Origin of the sequence: Micromonospora sp. NPDC002575 (genome assembly GCF_042889525.1) — a bacterium.
Taxonomy (GTDB): domain Bacteria; phylum Actinomycetota; class Actinomycetes; order Mycobacteriales; family Micromonosporaceae; genus Micromonospora; species Micromonospora carbonacea.
Genome location: NZ_JBIARA010000040.1, coordinates 1 through 19912 on the forward strand (window position 1 = coordinate 1; position 19912 = coordinate 19912).

14 protein-coding genes are annotated in these 19912 nt (G+C 73.5%); 5 read left to right on the top strand and 9 right to left on the bottom strand.

The genetic code is table 11. The features are described 5' to 3' along the window. Positions 1 to 134: 134 nt before the first annotated feature. The 5 genes from ACFYWL_RS30600 to ACFYWL_RS30620 all read right to left on the bottom strand — a co-directional run bounded on the left by ACFYWL_RS30600 (position 135) and on the right by ACFYWL_RS30620 (position 9886). Positions 135 to 593 carry a flavin reductase family protein gene (locus ACFYWL_RS30600; RefSeq protein WP_386980143.1) on the bottom strand — a complete coding sequence of 153 codons (459 nt, stop codon included), beginning with the start codon at positions 591 to 593 and terminating at the stop codon, positions 135 to 137. A gap of 96 nt (positions 594 to 689) precedes the next feature. Continuing rightward, positions 690 to 1166 carry an acyl-CoA thioesterase gene (locus ACFYWL_RS30605; protein WP_386980111.1) on the bottom strand — a complete coding sequence of 159 codons (477 nt, stop codon included), beginning with the start codon at positions 1164 to 1166 and terminating at the stop codon, positions 690 to 692. A 4-nt stretch (positions 1167 to 1170) separates the two neighbouring features. Next, positions 1171 to 6993: an SDR family NAD(P)-dependent oxidoreductase gene (locus ACFYWL_RS30610; RefSeq protein WP_386980114.1), complete on the bottom strand. Its 5823-nt coding sequence runs from the start codon at positions 6991 to 6993 to the stop codon at positions 1171 to 1173. After that, positions 6990 to 7973 carry an enediyne biosynthesis protein gene (locus tag ACFYWL_RS30615; protein ID WP_386980117.1) on the bottom strand — a complete coding sequence of 328 codons (984 nt, stop codon included), beginning with the start codon at positions 7971 to 7973 and terminating at the stop codon, positions 6990 to 6992. Before ACFYWL_RS30615 ends, ACFYWL_RS30610 begins: the two co-directional genes overlap by 4 nt. Next, positions 7970 to 9886, bottom strand: a complete 1917-nt coding sequence (locus ACFYWL_RS30620; protein ID WP_386980119.1) for a CRTAC1 family protein — start codon at positions 9884 to 9886, stop codon at positions 7970 to 7972. The genes ACFYWL_RS30615 and ACFYWL_RS30620 overlap by 4 nt, the downstream gene beginning before the upstream one ends. A 638-nt stretch (positions 9887 to 10524) precedes the next feature. Between ACFYWL_RS30620 and ACFYWL_RS30625 the strand changes: the two genes are divergently transcribed. Both ACFYWL_RS30625 and ACFYWL_RS30630 read left to right on the top strand, forming a co-directional pair. Continuing rightward, positions 10525 to 10839 (top strand): hypothetical protein, encoded by a 315-nt coding sequence (locus ACFYWL_RS30625; RefSeq protein WP_043969055.1) that lies wholly within the window; start codon positions 10525 to 10527, stop codon positions 10837 to 10839. Between the two features lie 151 nt (positions 10840 to 10990). After that, entirely contained in the window at positions 10991 to 12544 is a 1554-nt protein-coding gene (locus ACFYWL_RS30630) for an NAD(P)-binding domain-containing protein (protein ID WP_386980122.1), read from the top strand. A 3-nt stretch (positions 12545 to 12547) separates the two neighbouring features. Here the strand turns inward: ACFYWL_RS30630 and ACFYWL_RS30635 are convergent, their stop codons facing one another. From ACFYWL_RS30635 to ACFYWL_RS30645, 3 genes are all read right to left on the bottom strand, one after another. Next, positions 12548 to 13147, bottom strand: coding sequence for a nitroreductase family protein (locus ACFYWL_RS30635; RefSeq protein WP_386980146.1), 600 nt, complete (start codon positions 13145 to 13147; stop codon positions 12548 to 12550). Positions 13148 to 13328: 181 nt separating this feature from the next. Continuing rightward, on the bottom strand, positions 13329 to 14447 hold the full coding sequence (locus tag ACFYWL_RS30640; protein WP_386980125.1) for a glutamate--cysteine ligase: 1119 nt from the start codon (positions 14445 to 14447) through the stop codon (positions 13329 to 13331). A 50-nt stretch (positions 14448 to 14497) separates the two neighbouring features. After that, positions 14498 to 15664, bottom strand: coding sequence for a M20/M25/M40 family metallo-hydrolase (locus ACFYWL_RS30645; RefSeq protein WP_386980128.1), 1167 nt, complete (start codon positions 15662 to 15664; stop codon positions 14498 to 14500). A 237-nt stretch (positions 15665 to 15901) separates the two neighbouring features. On the opposite strand from ACFYWL_RS30645, the gene ACFYWL_RS30650 reads away from it, so the two are divergent. Then, a complete protein-coding gene (locus ACFYWL_RS30650) occupies positions 15902 to 16447 on the top strand; it encodes a carboxymuconolactone decarboxylase family protein (protein ID WP_386980131.1) in 546 nt (181 codons plus the stop codon). A gap of 58 nt (positions 16448 to 16505) precedes the next feature. Here the strand turns inward: ACFYWL_RS30650 and ACFYWL_RS30655 are convergent, their stop codons facing one another. Beyond that, positions 16506 to 17438 (bottom strand): hypothetical protein, encoded by a 933-nt coding sequence (locus ACFYWL_RS30655; RefSeq protein WP_386980134.1) that lies wholly within the window; start codon positions 17436 to 17438, stop codon positions 16506 to 16508. Between the two features lie 161 nt (positions 17439 to 17599). Between ACFYWL_RS30655 and ACFYWL_RS30660 the strand changes: the two genes are divergently transcribed. Next, complete coding sequence (locus ACFYWL_RS30660; RefSeq protein ID WP_386980137.1) at positions 17600 to 18445, top strand: maleylpyruvate isomerase family mycothiol-dependent enzyme; 846 nt, start codon at positions 17600 to 17602, stop codon at positions 18443 to 18445. Between the two features lie 156 nt (positions 18446 to 18601). After that, complete coding sequence (locus ACFYWL_RS30665) at positions 18602 to 19783, top strand: acyl-CoA dehydrogenase family protein (RefSeq protein ID WP_386980140.1); 1182 nt, start codon at positions 18602 to 18604, stop codon at positions 19781 to 19783. The last annotated feature ends 129 nt before the right edge of the window (positions 19784 to 19912 follow it).

A 19912-nucleotide genomic window follows, 5' to 3' on the forward strand; every position in this document is an offset into this window, starting at 1 on the left:
CCACCACCGGGCGGGGGGGGCCCCCCCCCCGGGGGGGGGGGGCCGGCGGGGGCGGGGGGGGGGGGGGGGGGGGGGGGGGGGGCGCCCCGGCGGGGGGGGGGGGGGGGGCCCGCCCCCCCCCCCCCCCGACCCGGTCAACCCCTGCCGACCTCGCAGAACCGGCCGCCGTGGAACAGCAGCGCGTCGCTGCCGTCGCCCCGGCCGGTGCCGAGCACGGCGCCGAGGAAGATGGAGTGGTCGCCGCCGTCGTACACGGCCGCCAGCTTGCACTCCACCCAGGCCACGTTCCCGGACACGATCGGCGCCCCGGTGTGCGGTCCCGGCTCGCACGGCACCGTGGCGAACTCCCGCTCGTCACGGGGCCGGCTGGAGCTGGCGAAGTAGCGCGCCAGCCCCTCCTGGCCGGAGGCCAGGATCGACACCGCGAAGGAGCCCTGCGCCAGGACGGTGTCGTGCATGACCGAGCTGCGCTTCACGCACACCAGCACCATCGCCGGGTCCAGCGACACCGAGGTGAACGCGTTCGCGGTCATGCCGTGCGGCAGGTCCCGGCCAGACGTCACCACCGTCACGCCGGTGGCGAACATCCCCATCACCGCCCGCAGCTCGGCGTGGTTGGCCGCCGTCGTCGTCGGCGCGGTCGCCGTCACCGCGCCGGCGGTCGGCCGCTGGTCCGCTCTGGTCACGGCTCAGCCCTCCCCGACGCCTTCGAGGACCCTGCGCTGGCCGCCCGCGGCGGGCGTCACCGCGTACCGCGACAGCGCCGCCCGCAGCGTGTCCGGCACCCGGGTCGGCCGGGTGTCGGTGTTCGGGCCGCGCATGCACGCGATCCGCTGCCGCCCCCGGGCCACCAGCTCCTCGAAGCCGTCGCGCAGCCGCACGTAGTCGAAGGCGAAGCCGATCTGGGTCTGCGTGAGGTCCTCCAGCCGCATCCGGATCGACAGCTCGTCGAACGCGGTGATCTCGGTGAAGAACTCGCACTCGCACTTGAGGGTGAACAGCTTCAGGTCGTCGCGGATGTCCGCCAGGACCTCCGGCGCCTGGTCCCGCAGGAACATCTCCCGGCACCGGCCCTGCCAGCGCAGGTAGTTGACGTAGTAGACGTTGCCGACGAGGTTGGTCTCCTCGAAACCGACCAGGTGCCGGTACTCGTAGTAGGACTCCATGACTTCACCTGCTTCCTTCCGCCAGCATCGTGAACACCACCGGGTCGGCGACGTCGTTGAGCGCGGTGACGAAGGTGGCGATGCGCGCCGCCCCCGACCGCAGGGCCACCCAGCCGGCCGCGCCGTTGGGCTCGGCCACCAGGTCGACCCGGGCGTGGCCGTTCTTGCGCAGGCACTCCACCGCGCCCCAGACCCGGGTGGCCGCGACCGACAGGTCCTCGCCCTGCTCCCGGGCCAGCAGCGTGGCCAGGGCGAGGCCGTCGGCGCCGATCAGGCCGGCCCACTCGTCGGCGGAGCGGGCCGAGGCCAGCTCCACGTCGCAGCCCACCGCCGCCGGGGCCCCGGCGACGGCGACGGTGACCCCGGCGGCGTGCGAGGCGGAGATCCGGACGTCGCCGTCGACCTCCGGCCTGCCGTCCGGCCGGTAGCGCACCGTCGTCTCCGCGCCCAGCGCCCAGCTCACCGCGCGGGCGGTCTGCCGGCGGCGGGCCTGGGTGCCGGCGGCGTCGGCGTCGTCGGGCCGCACCACGACGCGCAACTCGTCGGGCAGGAACGCGCCGACCCGCCGCTCCAGGTACGGGCCGACCAGCGCCGGCAGCCACGGCCCCGTGCCGTCCTGCTTGCGCACGGCGTGCAGGCGCAGCCCCTGCCACCGCTCGACGAGGTTGCCGTCGGCGTCGCAGACGTCCACGTCGTAGTGGTAGGTGTCGCCCTGGCGCAGCCGCTCCACCGCGTGGATGGTGACCGTGTCCAGGGTCGCGGCGACCTTCGGGTCGGCCAGGTGCAGCCGCTCGATCGCGCCCGGCAGCAGGGTCGCGTCGGGCACGCAGCACTGCAACGCGTGCATCACCGTGTCCCGGGTGCCCGGGTCGCCGAGGACCAGGTCGCCGGGGCGGTACCGGGCGAACCACGCGTCGACCGGCCGGTTGGACACCCGCGCCGTGCAGCTCTTCGCCGCCAGGTCCAGGTAGCCCAGCAGGCGCTGGAACCGCCGTCCCTGGAACAGCACCGGGCCGTACAGGTCGCGGGCCGGGTCGATCGGCAGCAGCCCTGCGGCGGCGGTGCCCGGCCGGGCCTCGACCCGCAGCGGCCGGTCCCAGCGCAGCCGGGCCCGGAAGTGGTCGGCGGCGAAGTTGGTGTCGCTGCTGCGCACCACCGCCTCGACGGTGCCGTCGGCGGCGGCGAGCACCGCGATCCGGATCGTGTTGGCGCCGGTGGGCGGCACCACGATCGGCCGCAGCAGCTCGACGTCCTCCAGCACCGGGGCCTCGGTGCGCCCGGTGAGCGCCGAGGCCGCCTGCGCCATCGCCTCCATGCCCAGCACGGCGGGGAAGAGCAGGTCCCCGTCGAGCAGGTGGTCGGCCAGGTAGAGGTCGTCGTCGGCGGTGAGGTCCGCGTCCACGACCAGCTCCACGCCCGGGTAGTGCACCTGCGGCCGGTCGACGAAGCGCAGCAGCGGCAGCTCGCGCCGCTCCAGCGTGACCGTCGCCAGGCCGTCGGCGCGGCCCATCACCACCAGCGCCTGCGGCGCGGCCGGGCTGGCCAGCACCTCCTTCAGCGTGGCGATGCCGGCCTCCACGGGGATCGGCGCGATGCCGTCGCGGGTGAGGGCCTCCAGCACCCCGAGCCGTTCGCCCATGCCGGCCCCGGACCACACCGACCACTCCAGCGCCAGGCACCGGATGTGCGGGTAGTCCTCGCCGATCTTGCGGGTCAGGTCGGTCATCCAGTCGTTGGCCGTGGCGTAGTGCCCCTCGCCGCGCAGCCCGGCCCGGCCGATGATGCTGCCGAAGGTGACCAGCAGCCGCAGGGTGTGCGGGTCGGTCGCGGCGAGCACGGCCTCCAGCCCGTCGATCTTCGGGGCGAGGGTCCGCCGGAACGTCGCCTCGTCGAGGTTGGCCACCGCCGTCGGCTCGTTGCGGCCGGCGCCGTGCAGGACGCCGGTGACCGGGCCGAGGACCCGCTCGATGTCGTTGACGGCCGCCTTCACCTCGTCCAGCGCGGTGATGTCCGCCCGGGCGTAGTGGAAGCGCACCCCGGCGGCGGTGAGCCGGTCGAGGTTGGCCGCCAGCTCGGCGTCGGTCGCCGGGTCGGAGCGGCCGATCAGGCCGACCGCCGCGAGGGTGTCCCGGCCCAGCGCCAGGGCGCACTCGGCGGTGATGCCCTTGCCGCCGCCGGTGACCAGCAGCACGTCCTCGACGCCGAGCCCCGGCCCGCCGTTGGGCGGCAGGGCCGCCGGCCGCAGCACGGGCACGTGCCGGTTGCCGTCGCCGTCGTAGTGGACCTCGCTGAACCCGGCGGTGGCCGCGACGTCGGCGACCACCCGGGTCACCGTGGCCGCCAGCGCCTCCTCGGTGGGCTCGTCGACCAGCGGCAGGACGACCACCGTGGTGACGATCTCCGGGTGTTCCTGGTGCAGCGTCTTGGCCAGGCCGGCGGCGGTGCGCCGGTCACCGACCGTCACGAACCGCGCGGCGCCGCCCTGCGCCAGCGCGGCCCGGGCGGCCCGCAGCAGCACCGGGATGTGCTCGGGCTGGCCGTCGCGCGGCAGGCACAGCAGCACCCCGTCGCCCACCCGGGCCTGCTGCAGCGCCGCGCGCAGCGGCTCGGCGAGCGGGTTGTGCCCGGCGGTGAACGCCTGCCACCCCCCGTCGGCCGGGACGCCGACGCGCGGACCCACCTCGGTGGGCACCAGGTCGATGGCGAACGCCCGCACCCACGGGGCCACGCCGGCGATCGACGCCTCCTGCTCGTCGCCGCCGGCCGCACCGCCGGCGGCGTCGTCGAGGATCTGCGCGATCTCCGCCACGGTGGCGGTGGCGTAGCTGGAGGTCAGCGTCGGCGCGGCCACGTTGAGCTCCCGGGCGGCCTGGTTGACGATCTGGCCGACGGTGATCGAGCTGAGGTGCAGCTCGTCCAGCGGCCGGCTGTCCGGCCGTACCGCCTCCAGCGGCAGCTCCGCCCGTTCGGCGGCGAGCCGGCGCAGCAGCTCCAGGCTGTCGAGGGTCGCCCCGGGCCCGGACACCGCCACCGACGCGCCGCCCGGCGCGGCTGCGACGGCGGCCGGCTCCTGCGCGGTACGGGCCACCGCGAAGTCCCCGGCCGGGGCCGACTCGGCGGGGCTGGCGAGGAACCGCAGCGGCCGGCCCGGCTCCAGCGGCCGGGCGAACCGGTCCTGGAACAACGCCTCGTGGTTCACCGCCGCGCCCGCCGCGTACGCCGCGCCGACGGCGTTGAGCAGGCCCGCGAGGGAGAGGCTGTCGGTCTCCAGCGAGACCGTCGGCACGTCCGGGGCGATGTCGGCGGCCAGCCCGCGCAGCACCCGGCCCGGGCCGACCTCCAGCAGCAGGTCGGCGTCGTCGGCGAGGCGGCGCACCGCCTGGGTGAACCGCACCGGGTCCAGCACCTGCCGGCGCAGCAGGTCCGGCACGTCGGTGTCGGCCGGCAGCACGTCGCCGGTGACCGTGGAGACCATCGGTTGCGCCAGCGGCGCGAAGGTCTCGCCGCGCAGGTGCTCGGCGAACGCGACCGCCGCCGGGGCGACGGCCTCGGAGTGGAAGGCGTGCGACACCGCGATCCGGGTCCAGAACAGCCCGGCCCGCTCGGCCGCCGCGCCGACCCGCAGCACCGCGTCGACCGGGCCGGAGACCACGGTCTGCTGCGGGCTGTTGTAGCCGGCGATGACCACCGGCGTGCCGGCCAGCAGCGGCTCCACCTCCTCGGGGGCGGCGGAGATGCTGGCCATCGTGCCGTCCCCGGCGCTGGCGTCGGCCATGATCCGCCCGCGCGCGCCGGCGGTCGCGATGAGCGTCTGCTCGTCCATCGCGCCGGCCCAGTGCAGGGCGGTCAGCTCGCCGAGGCTGTGCCCGGCCGCGCCGGTGGCCCGGATGCCGAGCATCGACAGCGCCCGCAGGCCCGCGACCGACGCGGTCACGATCCGCGGCTGCGCCACGGCCGTGGCCACCAGGTCCGCGCCGGACGGCGGCTGGTGGGCCTGGTAGAGGGCGTCGATCTCCTCGAACCGGCGGCGCAGCGCGCCGCCGTCGGCCCGCCGGCCCGCGCCCTGGCCGGGGAAGAGGAACCCGATCCGCGGGGCGGGGCCGGCCGCGCCGAGGAAGACGCCGCCGGCCGCGTCGATCACCCGCTGCTCGCCCGCGTCGACCAGCTCGACCAGCCGCTCCAGGCGCTGGCGCGCCTGCTCGGGCGAGGCGACGACCACCGCCGCCCGCACCGGCCGCCCGGCCAGCTTCCCGGCCAGGGCCACCGCCAGGTCGCCCAGCTCCGCGTACGACAGGCGGCCCACCCACGGCGCGAGGTCCGACAGCCGCGAGCCCAGCTCCTGCGGGGTACGCGCGTCGAACATCAGCAGCTCGGTGTCCTGCCGCGAACGCACCAGCGCGGTCGTCGCCGCCCCGATGCGGGTGCGCCGGGCGCTCTCCGCGCTCTCGACGACCACGTGCGCGTTGATGCCGCCGAAGCCCATCGACGACACGGCCGCGCGGATCGGCTGGTCGGCCGGCCACAGCTCCGCCGTGGCGGGCACCCGCAGGGCGGGCTGCTCCGCCTCCAGCACCGGGTGCGGGTCCACGTGCCCGGTGGCCGGGGGGATGACCTGCTGGCGTACGGCGAGGATCGCCTTGAGCAGCCCGGCGACCCCGGCGGCGGCCTTGGTGTGCCCGAAGTTGCCCTTCACCGTGCTGATCGCGGCGGGCGCCGCCGTCGCGTCGGCCTCCTGCCGGGCCTCGGTGAACGCGCGCAGCTCCGTGGCGTCGCCGACGGCGGTGCCGGTGCCGTGGCCCTCCAGGTAGGACACCGAGTCGATGCCGAAGCCAGCCCGCTCGTACGCCCGGCGGATGGCCAGCCGGTGGCCGCTGGCCTCCGGCCGGGTGATGCCGCCCTTGCCGTCGGAGGAGTAGCCCCAGCCGGCGATGACGGCGTGCCGGCGCAGGCCGCGCGCGACGGCGTCGGAGTCGCGCATCAGCACCAGCATCCCGCAGCCCTCGCCGGGCCAGAACCCGTTGGAGTTGCGGTCGTAGACCCGCATCTCGCCGGTGGCCAGCGCGCCGGTCTTGGCGAAGCCGATCACCTCGAACGGGTCGATGCTCAGGTCCACGCCGCCGGCGACGGCGGCGTCGAGGTCGCCCCGGGCCAGGGCGTTGCAGGCGGTGGCGACCGACAGCAGCGACGACGAGCAGGCCCCGTCGACGGTGTAGCCGCCGCCCTTGAAGTCGAAGTGGTTGCAGACCCGGCCGGCGATGGTGTTGGCCAGCCCGCCGGCCAGGGTGTCCTCGTCGATCGGCGGGAACGGCGCCTTGTAGCGCGGCTCCAGCTCGTCGAGGAACGCGCCGACGGCCGCGTCGTCCCAGCCCTGCTCGCGCAGCGCCGCACCGACCGTGCGCCGCACGTACGGCCAGCGCAGCCGCAGCAGGTTGGCCCGGCTGAACTCGCCGGTGAGGGTGTTGCCGATGACCACGCCGGTGGTGGCCAGCGGCAGCCCCTCGCCGTCGGCGAAGCCGGCGTCGGCCAGGGCCCGGGCGACGGTGTCCAGGGCCAGCCAGTGCGTCATGTCGGTGGACCGGAAGGTGCTCCCGGCGATCCGGTACCTGACCCGGTCGAACTCGAAGCCCTCGATCACGGCGGCCTTGGCGGAATAGAACCGGTCGGGCGCGGCGGGGTCGGGGGAGTAGTAGTCCTCGGCGTTCATCCGCTCGTCGGGCAGGCGGCGGAACGCCCGGCGGCCGGTGAGCACGTTCTCCCACAGCTGGTTGGGGTCCTCCGCGTCGGGATAGCGGCAGGCGATCCCGACGACGGCTATCCGGTCGCTCACGCGAGGCTCCTGGGGGTGTCGAGGGTCAGCTTGGCGGCGGCCCGGGACCTCTTGCGCAGGTCCGCGATCCACCAGCCGATGCCGCGGATGCCGCAGACGACGACCACCGCGAAGAAGAGGGTGTAGACGACGTTGAACAGCATCAGCACGCCGTACGCCATGGCCACGCCGGAGCCGAACATGAACTGGTTCATCGGCTTGACCGGGGTGGTGCCCGGGTCGGTGATCATGTAGTTGGTGAACAGCACGAACGCCACACCGGTCATCACGCCCAGCGCGGAGAACAGCGCCACGTCCCAGATCCAGTGCCGGACGAACGCCTGGATGGCGAAGCCGCCGAGCCAGCCCACGATCAGCGGGACCTTGCGGGTCAGCAGCGCGTTGATCACGGTGCCGGCGGTCACGATGATGATCGGGATCATCACCCGGAAGTAGGTGTTGGCGTTCTCCGTGAACTCGTACGGCGGGGCGATGGAGATCCACGAGCCGAAGCAGACCAGCGCCATGGTGATGCCGAAGTTCGACGGATTCATGTAGTGCCGCATCCGGCCGTAGACCGGGGCCTGGAGGACGTACTTGCCGGTCACGCCGACGATCACGGCGAAGGCGATCGGCAGGAACATGTCGTTGGCGTACAGGAGCATGTTGCAGGCCAGCGCGGTGATGTGCGAGGGCAGCAGGAACTCGTACACCCGCCGGCCGCCGCCGCCGAGGAACCTCGGGGTCTCCTTCCTGGCCCAGGCCCGGATCAGCTCGAAGGTCAGCTCGGTGGCATAGCCGGTGAGCACCGCGAGGATGGGCCACAGCCACGGCTGCTCGAAGCCGAGCAGCGTGTAGCCGAAGATGTTGAAGATGCTGATGGAGAGGGCGAAGTTGCGCAGCGCCAGGTAGCGGCGGTCGGGCTCGGGCTTGGCCGGCCTGGGGACGGCGGGGACCGCGGGGGCGGTGTCGATGCTGGGGGGCGGGGCGATCGTGGTCATCGGTTCGGGACCTCCTCGACGCGGTCGGACAGCACGAGGGTGTGCGTGCCGGCGGTGAGCTGCTGGCTGGTGGCGTGCTGCTGGCCGTTCAGGTCGCGCCAGCGCAGGTCGACGGTGACCGGCCCGCTGCTGTCCCCGAGGCCGAAGTGGACCTCGAAGCTGCGCTTGCCGGCGTGGCCGCTGCCGCCGTCGAGCTGGGAGATCTGCTTGCGGCCGTCCGGCGTGGTCACCGTGACGGTGGCGCCGTACGCCGGGGTGCAGAGCATCTGGCCCGCCGGGGCGCCGACCGCCGGCCGGTAGAGCCGCAGGTTCAGGAAGTTGCCCTTGCTGGGCGCGTCGTTGGTGTAGAAGGCGGGCGCCCCCCACTGCCGCGCCACCGCGAGGTCCAGCGCCCCGGTGCCCCGGGTGTCGGCCGTGGCGATGCCGCGGGTGGGGATCGGCACGTCCAGGCCGATCTCCTTGGTGATGTTGGCGAACTCGCCGCTTTCCGTGCGGGCGAAGAAGGCCAGCGGCTGGTCGCCGGCGATGTCGTCGCCGGGCTGCAGGTTCGGCCACATGGCCGGGTTGGACAGCAGGTCGTCGTTCATCATGGCCATCTCCTGCAGCCACGGCCACCGGTTGATCCTGCCCTTGACGAAGCCGAGGGTCTGCACGACCTCCAGGTCGCCGCTGTTGAGGAAGTCGCCGAACTTCACGTCCCAGCCCCAGCCGCTCCAGGCCATGCCCAGCGGGCGGGCCTCCTGGGTGAACGGGGCGACGCCCTTGCCCAGCTTGGTGAGCATGTCGCGCTCGTCGCGGGCCCGGTTGATCCAGACGAAGTTGCTCTCCTCCAGGCCCCAGGCCGTCGTGATGTTGGAGACCATCATGTCGAAGCTGCCGTTGCGGTCCAGGTCGCCGAAGTCGATGCCCATGCCCTTGAACGAGCCGTTGCCGAGCACGAACGACTTGGGCGTGGTGGGGGTGCGCTCGCCGATGGCCGCCTTGAACTTGATGCGGCCGGGGGAGGAGACGTTGTGCAGCAGGTGGTTGTGGCCGAAGTCGTTGGCGACGTACACGTCCGGCAGCCCCCGGCCGGTCAGGTCGGCCGAGGCCAGGCCCAGCGTCCAGCCCGTGGACTTCTTGAACGGGACCGCCCCGCGCTCCGGCACGAAGCTCACCGACGGCTTGTCGCCGCTGGTCGCCGAGTGCCAGCGCAGCACGTGCAGGCCGCCGCCGTTGGTGGCGCTGGACAGGGTGTCGTTCATCTCGACGTTGTCCTGGCCCCGGGTGTTGAGCACGTCGGACTCGGGGAAGTAGTTGCCGATCACCACGTCCGGCTTGCCGTCGCCGTCGAGGTCGCTGACCAGCGAGGCGTTCGTGTGCCACTTGGGCCCGTGGTAACGGCCGTCGGGCGAGCTCTGCGGGAGCATCTCCTGGCGCTGGTACGTGGCGTTGGACACCGTCGTGGCGTCGGCCTTGCGCAGGAACAGGATCGGCACCCGGCCCCAGTAGGTGACCATCAGGTCCATCCGGCCGTCGAGGTTGTAGTCGCCCGGCACGCAGGCCATCGGCGCCATGGTGTCGTCGATCGGCAGCGGCGCCGGGTCGAGGATGAACGGCGCGAACTGGTCCTGCTTCGGCGCCGTGGGCGCGTAGGTGACCACCACGTGGTTGGTGCGCGTGTCCACGAAGCACAGGCTGTTGGCGCGACCGTGGTCGGTGAGGTCGTTGAGCGCGATGCTCGCGCCGACCGACGAGATCCAGGCCCGGATCTTGTGGTACGTCGGGTTGACGTCCCGGATCGTCCTCTTCGGAAGCTGGTCGTAGCCGTCCGGGTAGGCGATCGGCTGCTCGGTGAAGCGGTACTTTGTGGCGGCTTCGTCGGCGCCGGCGACCGACACGCGGCTGTCGATGATGAAAAAGAGCGAGGCCACGAGTAGAATCGCGACTATTCCGGGACTGAGCGAGCGTGCGCGTTGACCCAGCACGGTACGGTCTCCTTACAACAGAGCCATCGGCTTCTGCCAAAGCCGATGGCGTGAACAGGGCAGACGGCATCACCGCGGCGGTGTTCCACGGGCGGTCCCGGGGCGCTGCGCGGCAAGGGATGGGGGAGTGTCGCCTGACGTCGAGGGCTTCGCGGCGTGACGGGTCGGCCGGGGGGAGATGGTTTCTCCAGCGATTTTCCGTCGACGCGGCGAATCTGCTTTCTGGCGTGCCTGGTTTCCTCCTGCGGCGGGCGGGAAAAGTGGATGCTCGGCGACCGGATCAGGCCAGGTTCATCGTGCGACGGTGGCGCCGGGGCGCGCTTCTTTCACATTGCTCCCGACGTTTCCGCAGCATGAGGGCGGTTTAGTTCGCGTATAGCGGACGATTTGACGCGTCGGATCCCTATTGGTCGATCTCACCGCGTTGACCCGCTGTGTCCACCCGCCGGCGCAAGACGGCAATATGGCGACTAACTGTCGTCGGCGCGATGGCTAGCGTGGGTGGCGGCGCTGCCCGAGGCGCCGCCCGGGCGTCGTCCTGTTCGACCGCCCCGCCCGGGACCCCGGGAAGAGAGGAAGCCGCCGTGTCTGTCGAGGGATTCTGGAAGGTGGCCGTGGCCACCCCGTTCGGCGTCCGCCGCACCGAGCTGGAGCTGTTCAGCAAGGACGGTGTCCTGCAGGGCATCTCCCGCGGCGAGAAGGAGACGCTCACCCTGAACGATCTCACGCTGGAGGGCAACCGGCTGTCCTGGTACCAGTCGATCAAGAAGCCGATGCGGATGGACCTGGCCTTCGACGTGACGATCGACGGCGACGAGATGACCGGCACCGCCAAGGGCGGCCCGATGCCGGCGGCGAAGGTGAGCGGCCACCGCGAGCCGGCCGCCCAGCCCGCCTGAGCCGTCCCCCGGGCCCCGCCGCCCCCGCCCGCGCGGCGGGGGCGGCGGGGGCTTCGACCTCCGTCCTTCGGCCGCACCAACCAACCCGGATATGTATTGACTTAAGTGCATTTATCCACAATGGTCATGGGTACTCGACGCGGGAGCAGCCATGACCGACTTGCCAGAGGGCACCGAGCACCACCGTTACCTGATCATCGGCGCCGGTCCGGCCGGCCTTCAGCTCAGCTACTACCTCCAGCAGGCCGGCAGCGACTACCTGACGCTGGAGCGCGCGGCCGAACCCGGCGAGTTCTTCCGCCGGTTCCCCCGCCACCGCAAGCTGATCTCCCTGAACAAGGTGCACACCACCAGCACCGACCCCGAGATCCGGCTGCGCTGGGACTGGAACTCGCTGCTGCACACCCCGGCCGACCTGCCGTTTGCCGACTACAGCCGCGAATACTTCCCCTCCGCCGACGACATGGTCCGCTACCTCGGCGACTTCGCCCGCCACCACGGGCTCGCCGTCCGCTACGACACGGCCGTCGAGCTGGTCACCAAGACCGACGACGGCTTCCTCGTGCGCGCCGGCGGGCGGCTGCTGCACGCCGACTGCGTGGTGTGGGCCGCCGGCTGGGGCCGGCCGAACATCCCCGACGTGCGCGGCATCGAGCACGCGGTCGGCTACGAGGACATGTCCACCGACCCGGCCGACTACGCCGACCAGCGGGTGCTGATCCTCGGCAAGGGCAACTCCGCGTTCGAGACCGCCTCGGCGATCCTCGGGCACGCCGCCATGATCCACCTGGCCAGCCCGCGCCCGCTGCGGCTGGCCTGGAACACCAAACACCCCGGCGACGTACGCGGCCATCACGGCGCGGTGCTGGACAGCTACCAGTTCAAGACCCTGCACTCCGTGCTCGACTGCGTCATCGACGAGATCCGCCCGGTGGGCGACAAGTACGAGGTGCACCTGACCTACACCCACGCCGACGGCGAGACCGCCGTGATGGAGTACGAGTCGGTGCTGCGCTGCACCGGCTTCGCCATGGACACCTCGGTCTTCGCCGACAACTGCCGCCCCGGCATGGTGCCCAGCGGGCGGCTGCCCGCCACCCGGCCCGACTGGCAGTCGGTCGACGTCGACGGGCTCTACTTCGCCGGCACGCTCGCCCAGGACCGCGACTTTAAGAAGGCGTCGTCGGCGTTCATCGACGGCTTTCGCTACAACCTGCGCACGCTCACCGCCCTGCTGCGCGAGCGGTACGAGGGCGCGCCGCTGGCGTACGAGAAGGTGGCGGCCGACGCCGAGGCGCTCACCGAGGTGGTGCTGGACCGGGTCAACTGGAGCTCGGCGCTGTGGACCCAGTTCGAGTTCCTCTGCGACGCCCTCGTCGTCGACACGGCCGCCGGGGTGGTGCGCCACTACCACGACCTGCCCGAGGACCACGCGGTCGCCCGGTTCGGCGGCGAGAGCCACTACTACACGTTCTCGCTGCGCTGGGGCCGCGACGCGTACAGCGACGTGTTCGCCATCGAGCGGCACCCGCAGCCGGACCGGGCCGCCGAGAGCGCCTTCATCCACCCCGTGGTGCGCCGCTACCGGGGCGGGGAACTGGTCGAGGAGCTGCACCTGCTGGAGGACCTGCTCGCCGAGTGGCGCCGGCAGGACCGGCACGTGCAGCCCCTGCGCGAGTTCTTCACCGCGGACCTGGGGCGGTGAGTCCTACCGTACGACCATGACCTCCGACAGCGCCTTGCGGGTCAGCCGCGGGACGGTGACCCCCTCGGCCGGGTAGCCGACCGGCATCACCACGCAGGCGCGCTCCTCGGCCGGGCGGTCGCAGATCTCGTTGAGGAACCGCATCGGGCTGGGCGTGTGGGTGAGCGTGGCCAGCCCGGACAGGTGCAGGGCGGTGATCAGCACGCCGACGGCGATGCCGACCGACTCCTTGACGTAGTACGGCTTCGGGGTCTGCGGCCCCTGGTGCACCTCGAACACCACGATGACCACCGGCGCGGTCTCCAGGAACGGCTTCTGCCAGTCGGTGCCCATCGGAGCCACCGCGTCGAGCCACTCCCGGGAGGCGCGGCGGGTGTAGAACTCGATCTCCTCGGCCTCGGCGGCCTCGCGCAGCCGCCGCTTGCGGTCCGCGTCGGTCACCACCACGAACCGCCAGGGTTGCAGGTTGGCCCCGCTGGGGGCGGTCGCGGCGGCCCGCACGGCCTCCTCGACGACCTCCAACGGCACCGGCTCGTCGGAGAAGTGCCGCACCGACCGGCGGGCCGCCATCCGGTCGGCGAACGCCCGGGCGGTGCGGTTCATCAGCGTGGGTTCCAGCCGTTGCAGGTGGAACGGGGTGGTCGCGATCTGGTCCATGAACGGCCTCCATCAGCAGGTCGGGCCCCTCCAGCATCACCCACGCCACCCGCCGCCGGTTGTGCGCGATTGCCCAGATTCATGGGGTCCGGCCGGGGGGACCGGTGGCCCGCCGGCCGGCGGCAGGTCAGCCCGCCGTCCACTCCGCGAGCCGGTCGACGACGTCGGCGAGCGTCCCGCCGGCGCGCACGACCGCCCGCTGCCGCCGCGCCCCGGCGCCGTCGGCGGCGAGCTGCTCCAGCCACCGCGCGACGGGGTCGTGGTCGCCGTGGGCGCGCAGCGCCGGCTCGACCGTGGCCAGCAACTCCCGGGCCAGCTCGGCCGCCGGGCGCAGCCGGCCCGTGCGCGGGTCCAGGCCCGCGCCGTCCAGGCCGTCGCGGGCGGCCCGCCAGTAGGCCACCCGCAGCAGCTCCCCGTCGACGTGGGGGGCGGGCTCCCCGGCGTCCACCGCCGCCGACAGGTGCGCCACGAGCGCCCGCACCAGCGCCGCGTAGCGCGCCGCGTCCTTGGCGGTGAGGGCCGAGTCGGCCACCCGGACCTCCAGCGTCGGGTGCCGCTCCGAGGGGCGCACGTCCCAGAAGATGGTGGCCCGGTCGACGAGGGCGCCGGCGTCCAGCAGCCGCCCCACCACCTCGTCGTAGTGCTCCGCCGAGTCGAACACCGGCGGCGGGCCGGCCACCGGCCACCGGCCCCAGACCGTGGTGCGCCAGCTCGCGTACCCGGAGTCGCGGCCGTCCCAGTACGGCGAGTTGGCCGTGAGGGTCAGCAGCAGCGGGAGGTAGGGCCGCAGGTGGTTGCCGACCAGCACCGCCCGCTGCCGGTCCGGCATCTCCACGTGCACGTGCAGCGCGCACAGCGCCAGCTCGTCGTGCAGCCCCCGGTAGGTCTCGGCGCCCCGGGTCTGGCGTGGGCCGACGGTCATCGGCGGGGGCACCGGCCCGGCGACGGGTGCCGTGCCGGCGGCCACCACCCGCAGCCCCGCCGCCCGGGCGCAGTCCGCGACGACCTTGCGGGCCTCGCCGAGCTGGTCGGTCAGCTCGCCGAGGGTGCCGCAGGCGTGGGTCCTGGTCTCCAGTTGCAGGGTGGTGATCTCCCCGGACACCCGCTCGCCGAGCGACGCCGACGCCGCCGCGACGACGTCGGCGGCCCGGGGCACCGGGGCCCGGGTGGCGGCGTCGACGACGAGGAACTCCTCCTCCACCCCGAAGCGGGGCGGGGCCGTGGACCGGCGCGTGGTGCGGCTCATGACACACCATTATGGACGGTGCGCGGGTCCGTGGACAGCAGCGACGCGCCTCACAGACGCGCGGGGACGCCCCGGGCCGCGGGGACCGGGCCCCGCCGCTGCCGGGTGAGCACGCCGGCGACGGTCGCGGCGAGCAGGGCGGCCCGGTCGGGTAGCTGGCTGACGTCCACCCACTCGCTGCGGGCGTGCGACCCGCCGCCCACCCCGCCCAGGCCGTCGAGGGTGGCCACGCCCAGCGACCCGGTGAAGTTCGCGTCGGACGCGCCGGCGGCGTGCGCGGCCTCCAGGGGCGGCAGGCCCAGCTCGCGGCCGGCCCGGCGGGCGACCTCCAGCAGCGGCATCGCCACCGCCTCCTGCAACGGGTAGCGGTTGATCCCGCCGCCCACCACGAGCGCGGCCTCGGCCAGTTGCGGGGTCAGCGCGTGGATCTGCCGGTCCACCCGGTCGAGCTCCTCCCGCGTCCAGGCGCGCACGTCGACGCAGAACGTCGCCGACTCGGGCACCTGGTTGCTGATGGTGCCGGCGCTGAGCACCGTGGGCGTGACGCTGGTGCCCTCGGCGGCGAACGCCCGTACGGCGAGAACCTGGTGGGCCAGCTCGACGGCGGCGTTCACCCCCCGGTGCGGCTCCACGCCCGCGTGCGCGGCCCGGCCGCGCACGGTGATCTCGTACCGCGAACCGCCCTTGCGGGCGACCTTGAGCGCGCCCGTCTCCGTGGCCGGCTCGCAGACCAGCACCGCCCGCGACCGCCGGGCCTGCTGCTCGATCAGCGGCCGGGACGTCGGCGACCCGCTCTCCTCGTCGCAGGTCAGCAGCACCCCGGCCCGGGAGGGGTCGGGCAGCAGGGACAGAGCGGTGACCAGTTGCACGATGCCCGACTTCATGTCGCACACCCCGGGCCCGGTGGCGATGTGCTCGGCGAGCGCGAAGGGCCAGTCCCGCGTGGTGCCCTCCGGCCACACCGTGTCGTAGTGCCCCAACAGCAGCACCCGCTGGTCCTCGGCCTGCCAGAGCAGGTGCGGCAGCCCGTCGCGGGTGACCCGCACGGCGGGCCGGCCCAGCAGCGGGCTGATCCAGCTCTCCAGCAGGTCGGCGCAGGCGTGCAGGTGCCGCACCGCCCCGGGCGGGGATTCGGCGTGCACGAGTTGGCGAAGTCGGTCCACCATGGTCCCGGACTGCGCCCGGGCCCCCTGCCGTATGTGCGTCGTGTCGACCATGGTGCCGATCGTGGCAGCGGCTGCTGCGCAGCGGCAATACGCATCCGTGCCCTGCTCGTCGCCCTCCGTGTCGGCCCAGGTGCCGGCGTCGCAGACGGCATTCTCGAAGAGATCGCGGGCCGCGGACGCCGGCCGCAGTGGGCACGGTCGAAGAAGCAAACGGGCGGCGGGACCGGCACCATGCGCAGCAGGACCGCGTCGCCGCCGGCCGCGGCCTGTCACGCCGAGGAGAGACACGTGGCACACATCGATCTGGGTCTGGACGAGACGCAGTACCCGGGCATCAGCGGGCTGATGCGCTACCGGCCGGAGACCGCCGTGGCGCTCAACGCCCTGGCCGAGGCGCTGCTGCACGCCCCACACCCCACCCTCAGCGCCGGCGAGCGGGAGCTGATCGCCGCGTACGTCTCCGGGCTGAACGAGTGCACGTTCTGCTGCTCGTCGCACTCGGCGTTCGCCGCCGCCCAGCTCGACGGCGGCATGCCGCTGGTGACCCAGGTCCGGGCGGACCCGGACACGGCGGAGGTCTCCGCGAAGCTGCGCGGCCTGCTGCGGATCGCCGCCGCGGTCCAGGCGAGCGGCCGCAACGTGAGCGCCGCGCTGGTCGACGCGGCCCGCGCCGGGGGCGCGACCGACCTGGAGATCCACGACACGGTGCTGATCGCCGCCGCGTTCTGCATGTTCAACCGCTACGTCGACGGGCTCGGCACCCGGCTTCCGGAGGACCCGGCGGCCTACACCGAGACCGCGCAGCGGATCAAGGTCGGCGGGTACGTCGGCTAGGCCCGACCGGTCCCGGCCCGGCGGGCGCGACCCCGCGCCCGCCGGCACGACGGCGCGCCTAACCGTTGTACGGCATGGTGGGGAACCAGCCGTAGCCGAACATGGCGGGCAGCCGCACGTCCCAGTAGACGACCATGAACACGCCGAGCGCGATCAGCAGCGCCCCGGTGACCGCGGCGGTGCGGGCCGGGCTGGCGGCGAGCCACTGCACGAACCGGCCCCGGGTGACCACGATGACCAACGCGAACAGCGCGGCGACGATGGCGATGTTGCCGAGCGACTGGAGCACGAACGCGCCCGCGCCGTACAGCGGGTTGCCGGTGTCCACCGCCCAGTGGAACAGCTTGTTGAACAGCGGGTACGGCCGGCCGATGAGGAACCCGCCGACGAGCGCGCCGAGCGCCACGACCCGGGCGACCGGGCGGTGCGCGAACGGGTCCGGCAGCGTGCCGAGGGCGGCCAGGCCGAGGTAGACGAAGGCGAGCCCGATCACGCCGAAGACGACCATCGACTGGACCAGGCGCACGGGCAGCCCGCCGACGGTGCCGGTGGACAGCTGCGGCAGCCGGTCGCCGAGCAGCACGCCGACGAAGCCGTACGTCGCGGCGACCGCCACCATCCCGACGGTGAGCCAGCCGACCGGCCGTAGCAGGACGCGCAGCCCGGCCCGGGTCGCGCCCGCCCCGCCGGCCTGGCTCATCGGGCCGACCGCGGCGGCCATCGCGATGTTGCACGCCGTGAACGTGCCGGCCAGGCCGGAGACGAACGCGAAGACCAGACCCGCGACGGTGCCGCCGATCGCGGTGTTCTTCGCGTCGTGGCCCAGCAGGGTGTTGGCGACGTTGTCGCCGATCACGTGGTCGACGAACTCGTACGACCACAGCACCGCCAGCAGGACTCCCGCCGCGACGCCGCCCAGCACGATCCCGCGCGATCGCGGGTGGGTGCGCGCGGAGAGGTGGACCGCGCGTCCTCTTTCGGTGACTGTCATGGATGGATTGTGGGGACGGTCCCCCCGGTTGACTTCTTCCGTGTTGCCCTGTCCGCCCGAGGCGGCGGCGCGGCGGGCGGGACGGCGGGCGCGGGGCGGCGGCGGGCAGGACGGCAACCTCGAACAAGTGTTCGCCCGCCCACGTCCTCCATCGTGGACACATGTCGGTCACCCCGCACCAGTGGCGTCGCGTCCGCACCTCCGTGCCCGTCGTCCTCGGGCGGCTGCTCGACCTCGTCGACGACGCGCCGCCCGACCGGCCCGCCACCGCCCACTGGACGGTGGCGGACACCATGGCACACCTGTGCGGGGTCGCCGCGATGGGCCTGGCCCTGGTCCGGGGCGGCCCGCCCGACCTGCCGGTGCCCGACCTGCTCGCACTGCGCCGGCGCACCACGGTCGACACGATCTCGGTGATGAACGCCGAGGTGCTGCGGCACTTCACCGAGCGGCGGCTGCCGGTGCTGGCCGACCGGCTGCGCGCCGACGTCGGGGAGGTGCTGCGGGCGGCCGACGAGGCCGGGCCGGAGCACGAGGTGTCCTGGCTCGGCGGGGCCCGGTTGCCGGTCACGGGCCTGCTGGCCCACCTGCTCAACGAGCTGAACCTGCACGCCTGGGACATCGCCCGGGCGGTCGGCCGGCGCTGGGTCGTCGATCCCGCCGACGCGGCGCTCTTCGTCGACCTGTTCATGGTGGGCATGACCCGCCGCGGCTACGGCCGGCTGCTGGACCGGGACGGCCCCGCGCATCCGGGGACCATCTCGGTGAACTTCCGGCACCGCTTTGGCCCGGAGGTGACGATGTCCCTGGCCGAGGGCCGGGTGACGGTGACGCCGACCGAGTCCCGCCCGGACGTCCGGCTCTCCTTCGACCCCGCCGTGTTCACCCTGATGCTGTTCGGCCGGGTGTCCCGGCCGCGCGCGGTGCTCGCCCGCAAGCTGTGGGTCGGTGGCCGCCGCCCCTGGCTGCTGCCGGTCTTCCTGCGCACCATGCGCCTGCCGTCCTGACCTGGGCCGACGCGGTCGCGAAGCGGGCACGGGCGACCGCGCCGGCGGTGGGAAGGGCACGGGGCGCAACACGGAAGAAGTGCCCGCACGCCGACGGGTGCGACCGTGGGACGGACAAGGTCCACAAGACCGGAGAGCCTTCCCAAGGAGGAACTGGTGACCGTTACCGAAACCCCCACGCGTGAGGAGATCCTCCGTCGCGTGGCCAAGGCCGAGCCGGTGCTGCGGGAGCACGTGGCCTGGTCGGAGGAGAACCGCCGCCTGCACGAGGCGACAGTCGAGGCCATGGCCGAGGCCGGCATCTTCCGGATGCGGGTGCCCAAGCGCTACGGCGGCTACGAGTGCGACGGCGCGACGCTGGTCGAGGTCGGCGCGGCCCTGGGCCGCATCGACGCCTCGGTGGCGTGGGTGGCCATGGTGAACTGGATTCCCACGTACCTGGTCTGCATGTTCCCCGACGAGGTGCAGGACGAGGTCTTCTCGACCCCGGACGTGCGGGTCTGCGGGACCAACGCCCCCAAGGGCACGATGGTGCCGGTCGAGGGCGGCTACCTCCTCAACGGCCGGTGGCCCTTCGTCAGCGGGGCGCACCACGCGCACTGGATGGAGGCGGCGGCCGTGATCCTGCGCGACGGCGCCGAGCCGGAGCCGGTCATGACCATGGTGCCGATGTCCGACATGGAGCTCGTCGACGACTGGCACACCACCGGGCTGCGTGGCTCCGGCAGCATCACGACGGTGGCCACGAACGTCTTCCTGCCCGCCGAGCGGGTCATCCCGCTGGGCGCGGCGCTGGGCCCGGACACGCTGTCGGAGACCAACCGGAACATCCCGATCTACTCCACCCCGGCGACGCTGGTCGCCGCGGTCTCCGGGGTCGGCATGCTGGTCGGGATCGCCAAGGCGGCGTGGGACGCCTTCTTCGACCGGCTGCCCGACCGGAAGATCATCTACACCGACTACCCGAGCCAGGCCGAGGCCCCGCTGACCCACCTGCGGGTCGGGGCCGCCGCCCACAAGATCGACCAGGCGATGTTCCACGCCCGGCGGATCGCCGAGGTCGTCGACCACAAGGCGTTCAGCGGCGAGGCGTGGACGGTCGAGGAGCGGGTCCGGGTGCGCGCCGACCAGGGCGAGGCGGCCCGCCTGGCCAAGGAGGTCGCCGACATCTTCCAGATGGCCAGCGGCGGCACCTCCATCTACACCGACGTCCCGATCCAGCGCATCGTGCGGGACATCACCTCCGCCGCGCTGCACGGCCTCGTCGTCCCCGACGTCAACACCGAGCTGTACGGCCGGGTGCTGTGCGGGCTGGAGCCCAACACCCTCTACATGTGACGCCCGACCGCCGCGCCGGCGCTCCCCCCCCCCCCGGGGGGGGCGCCGGCGCGGCGCCCCCGTTCCCGCGTCCATCCCTCGGCCGCCGCTGCCGCGCCCGAAGCCCGACACCGGATGGACGGGCGCCGG

Bases quoted from the DNA above. Each gene is read 5' to 3' on its own strand.
- ACFYWL_RS30600 (WP_386980143.1), bottom strand. From the start codon at position 593: ATGGGGATGTTCGCCACCGGCGTGACGGTGGTGACGTCTGGCCGGGAC.
- ACFYWL_RS30605 (WP_386980111.1), bottom strand. From the start codon at position 1,166: ATGGAGTCCTACTACGAGTACCGGCACCTGGTCGGTTTCGAGGAGACC.
- ACFYWL_RS30615 (WP_386980117.1), bottom strand. From the start codon at position 7,973: ATGACCACGATCGCCCCGCCCCCCAGCATCGACACCGCCCCCGCGGTC.
- ACFYWL_RS30630 (WP_386980122.1), top strand. From the start codon at position 10,991: ATGACCGACTTGCCAGAGGGCACCGAGCACCACCGTTACCTGATCATC.
- ACFYWL_RS30635 (WP_386980146.1), bottom strand. From the start codon at position 13,147: ATGAACCGCACCGCCCGGGCGTTCGCCGACCGGATGGCGGCCCGCCGG.
- ACFYWL_RS30640 (WP_386980125.1), bottom strand. From the start codon at position 14,447: ATGAGCCGCACCACGCGCCGGTCCACGGCCCCGCCCCGCTTCGGGGTG.
- ACFYWL_RS30645 (WP_386980128.1), bottom strand. From the start codon at position 15,664: ATGGTCGACACGACGCACATACGGCAGGGGGCCCGGGCGCAGTCCGGG.
- ACFYWL_RS30655 (WP_386980134.1), bottom strand. From the start codon at position 17,438: ATGACAGTCACCGAAAGAGGACGCGCGGTCCACCTCTCCGCGCGCACC.
- ACFYWL_RS30660 (WP_386980137.1), top strand. From the start codon at position 17,600: ATGTCGGTCACCCCGCACCAGTGGCGTCGCGTCCGCACCTCCGTGCCC.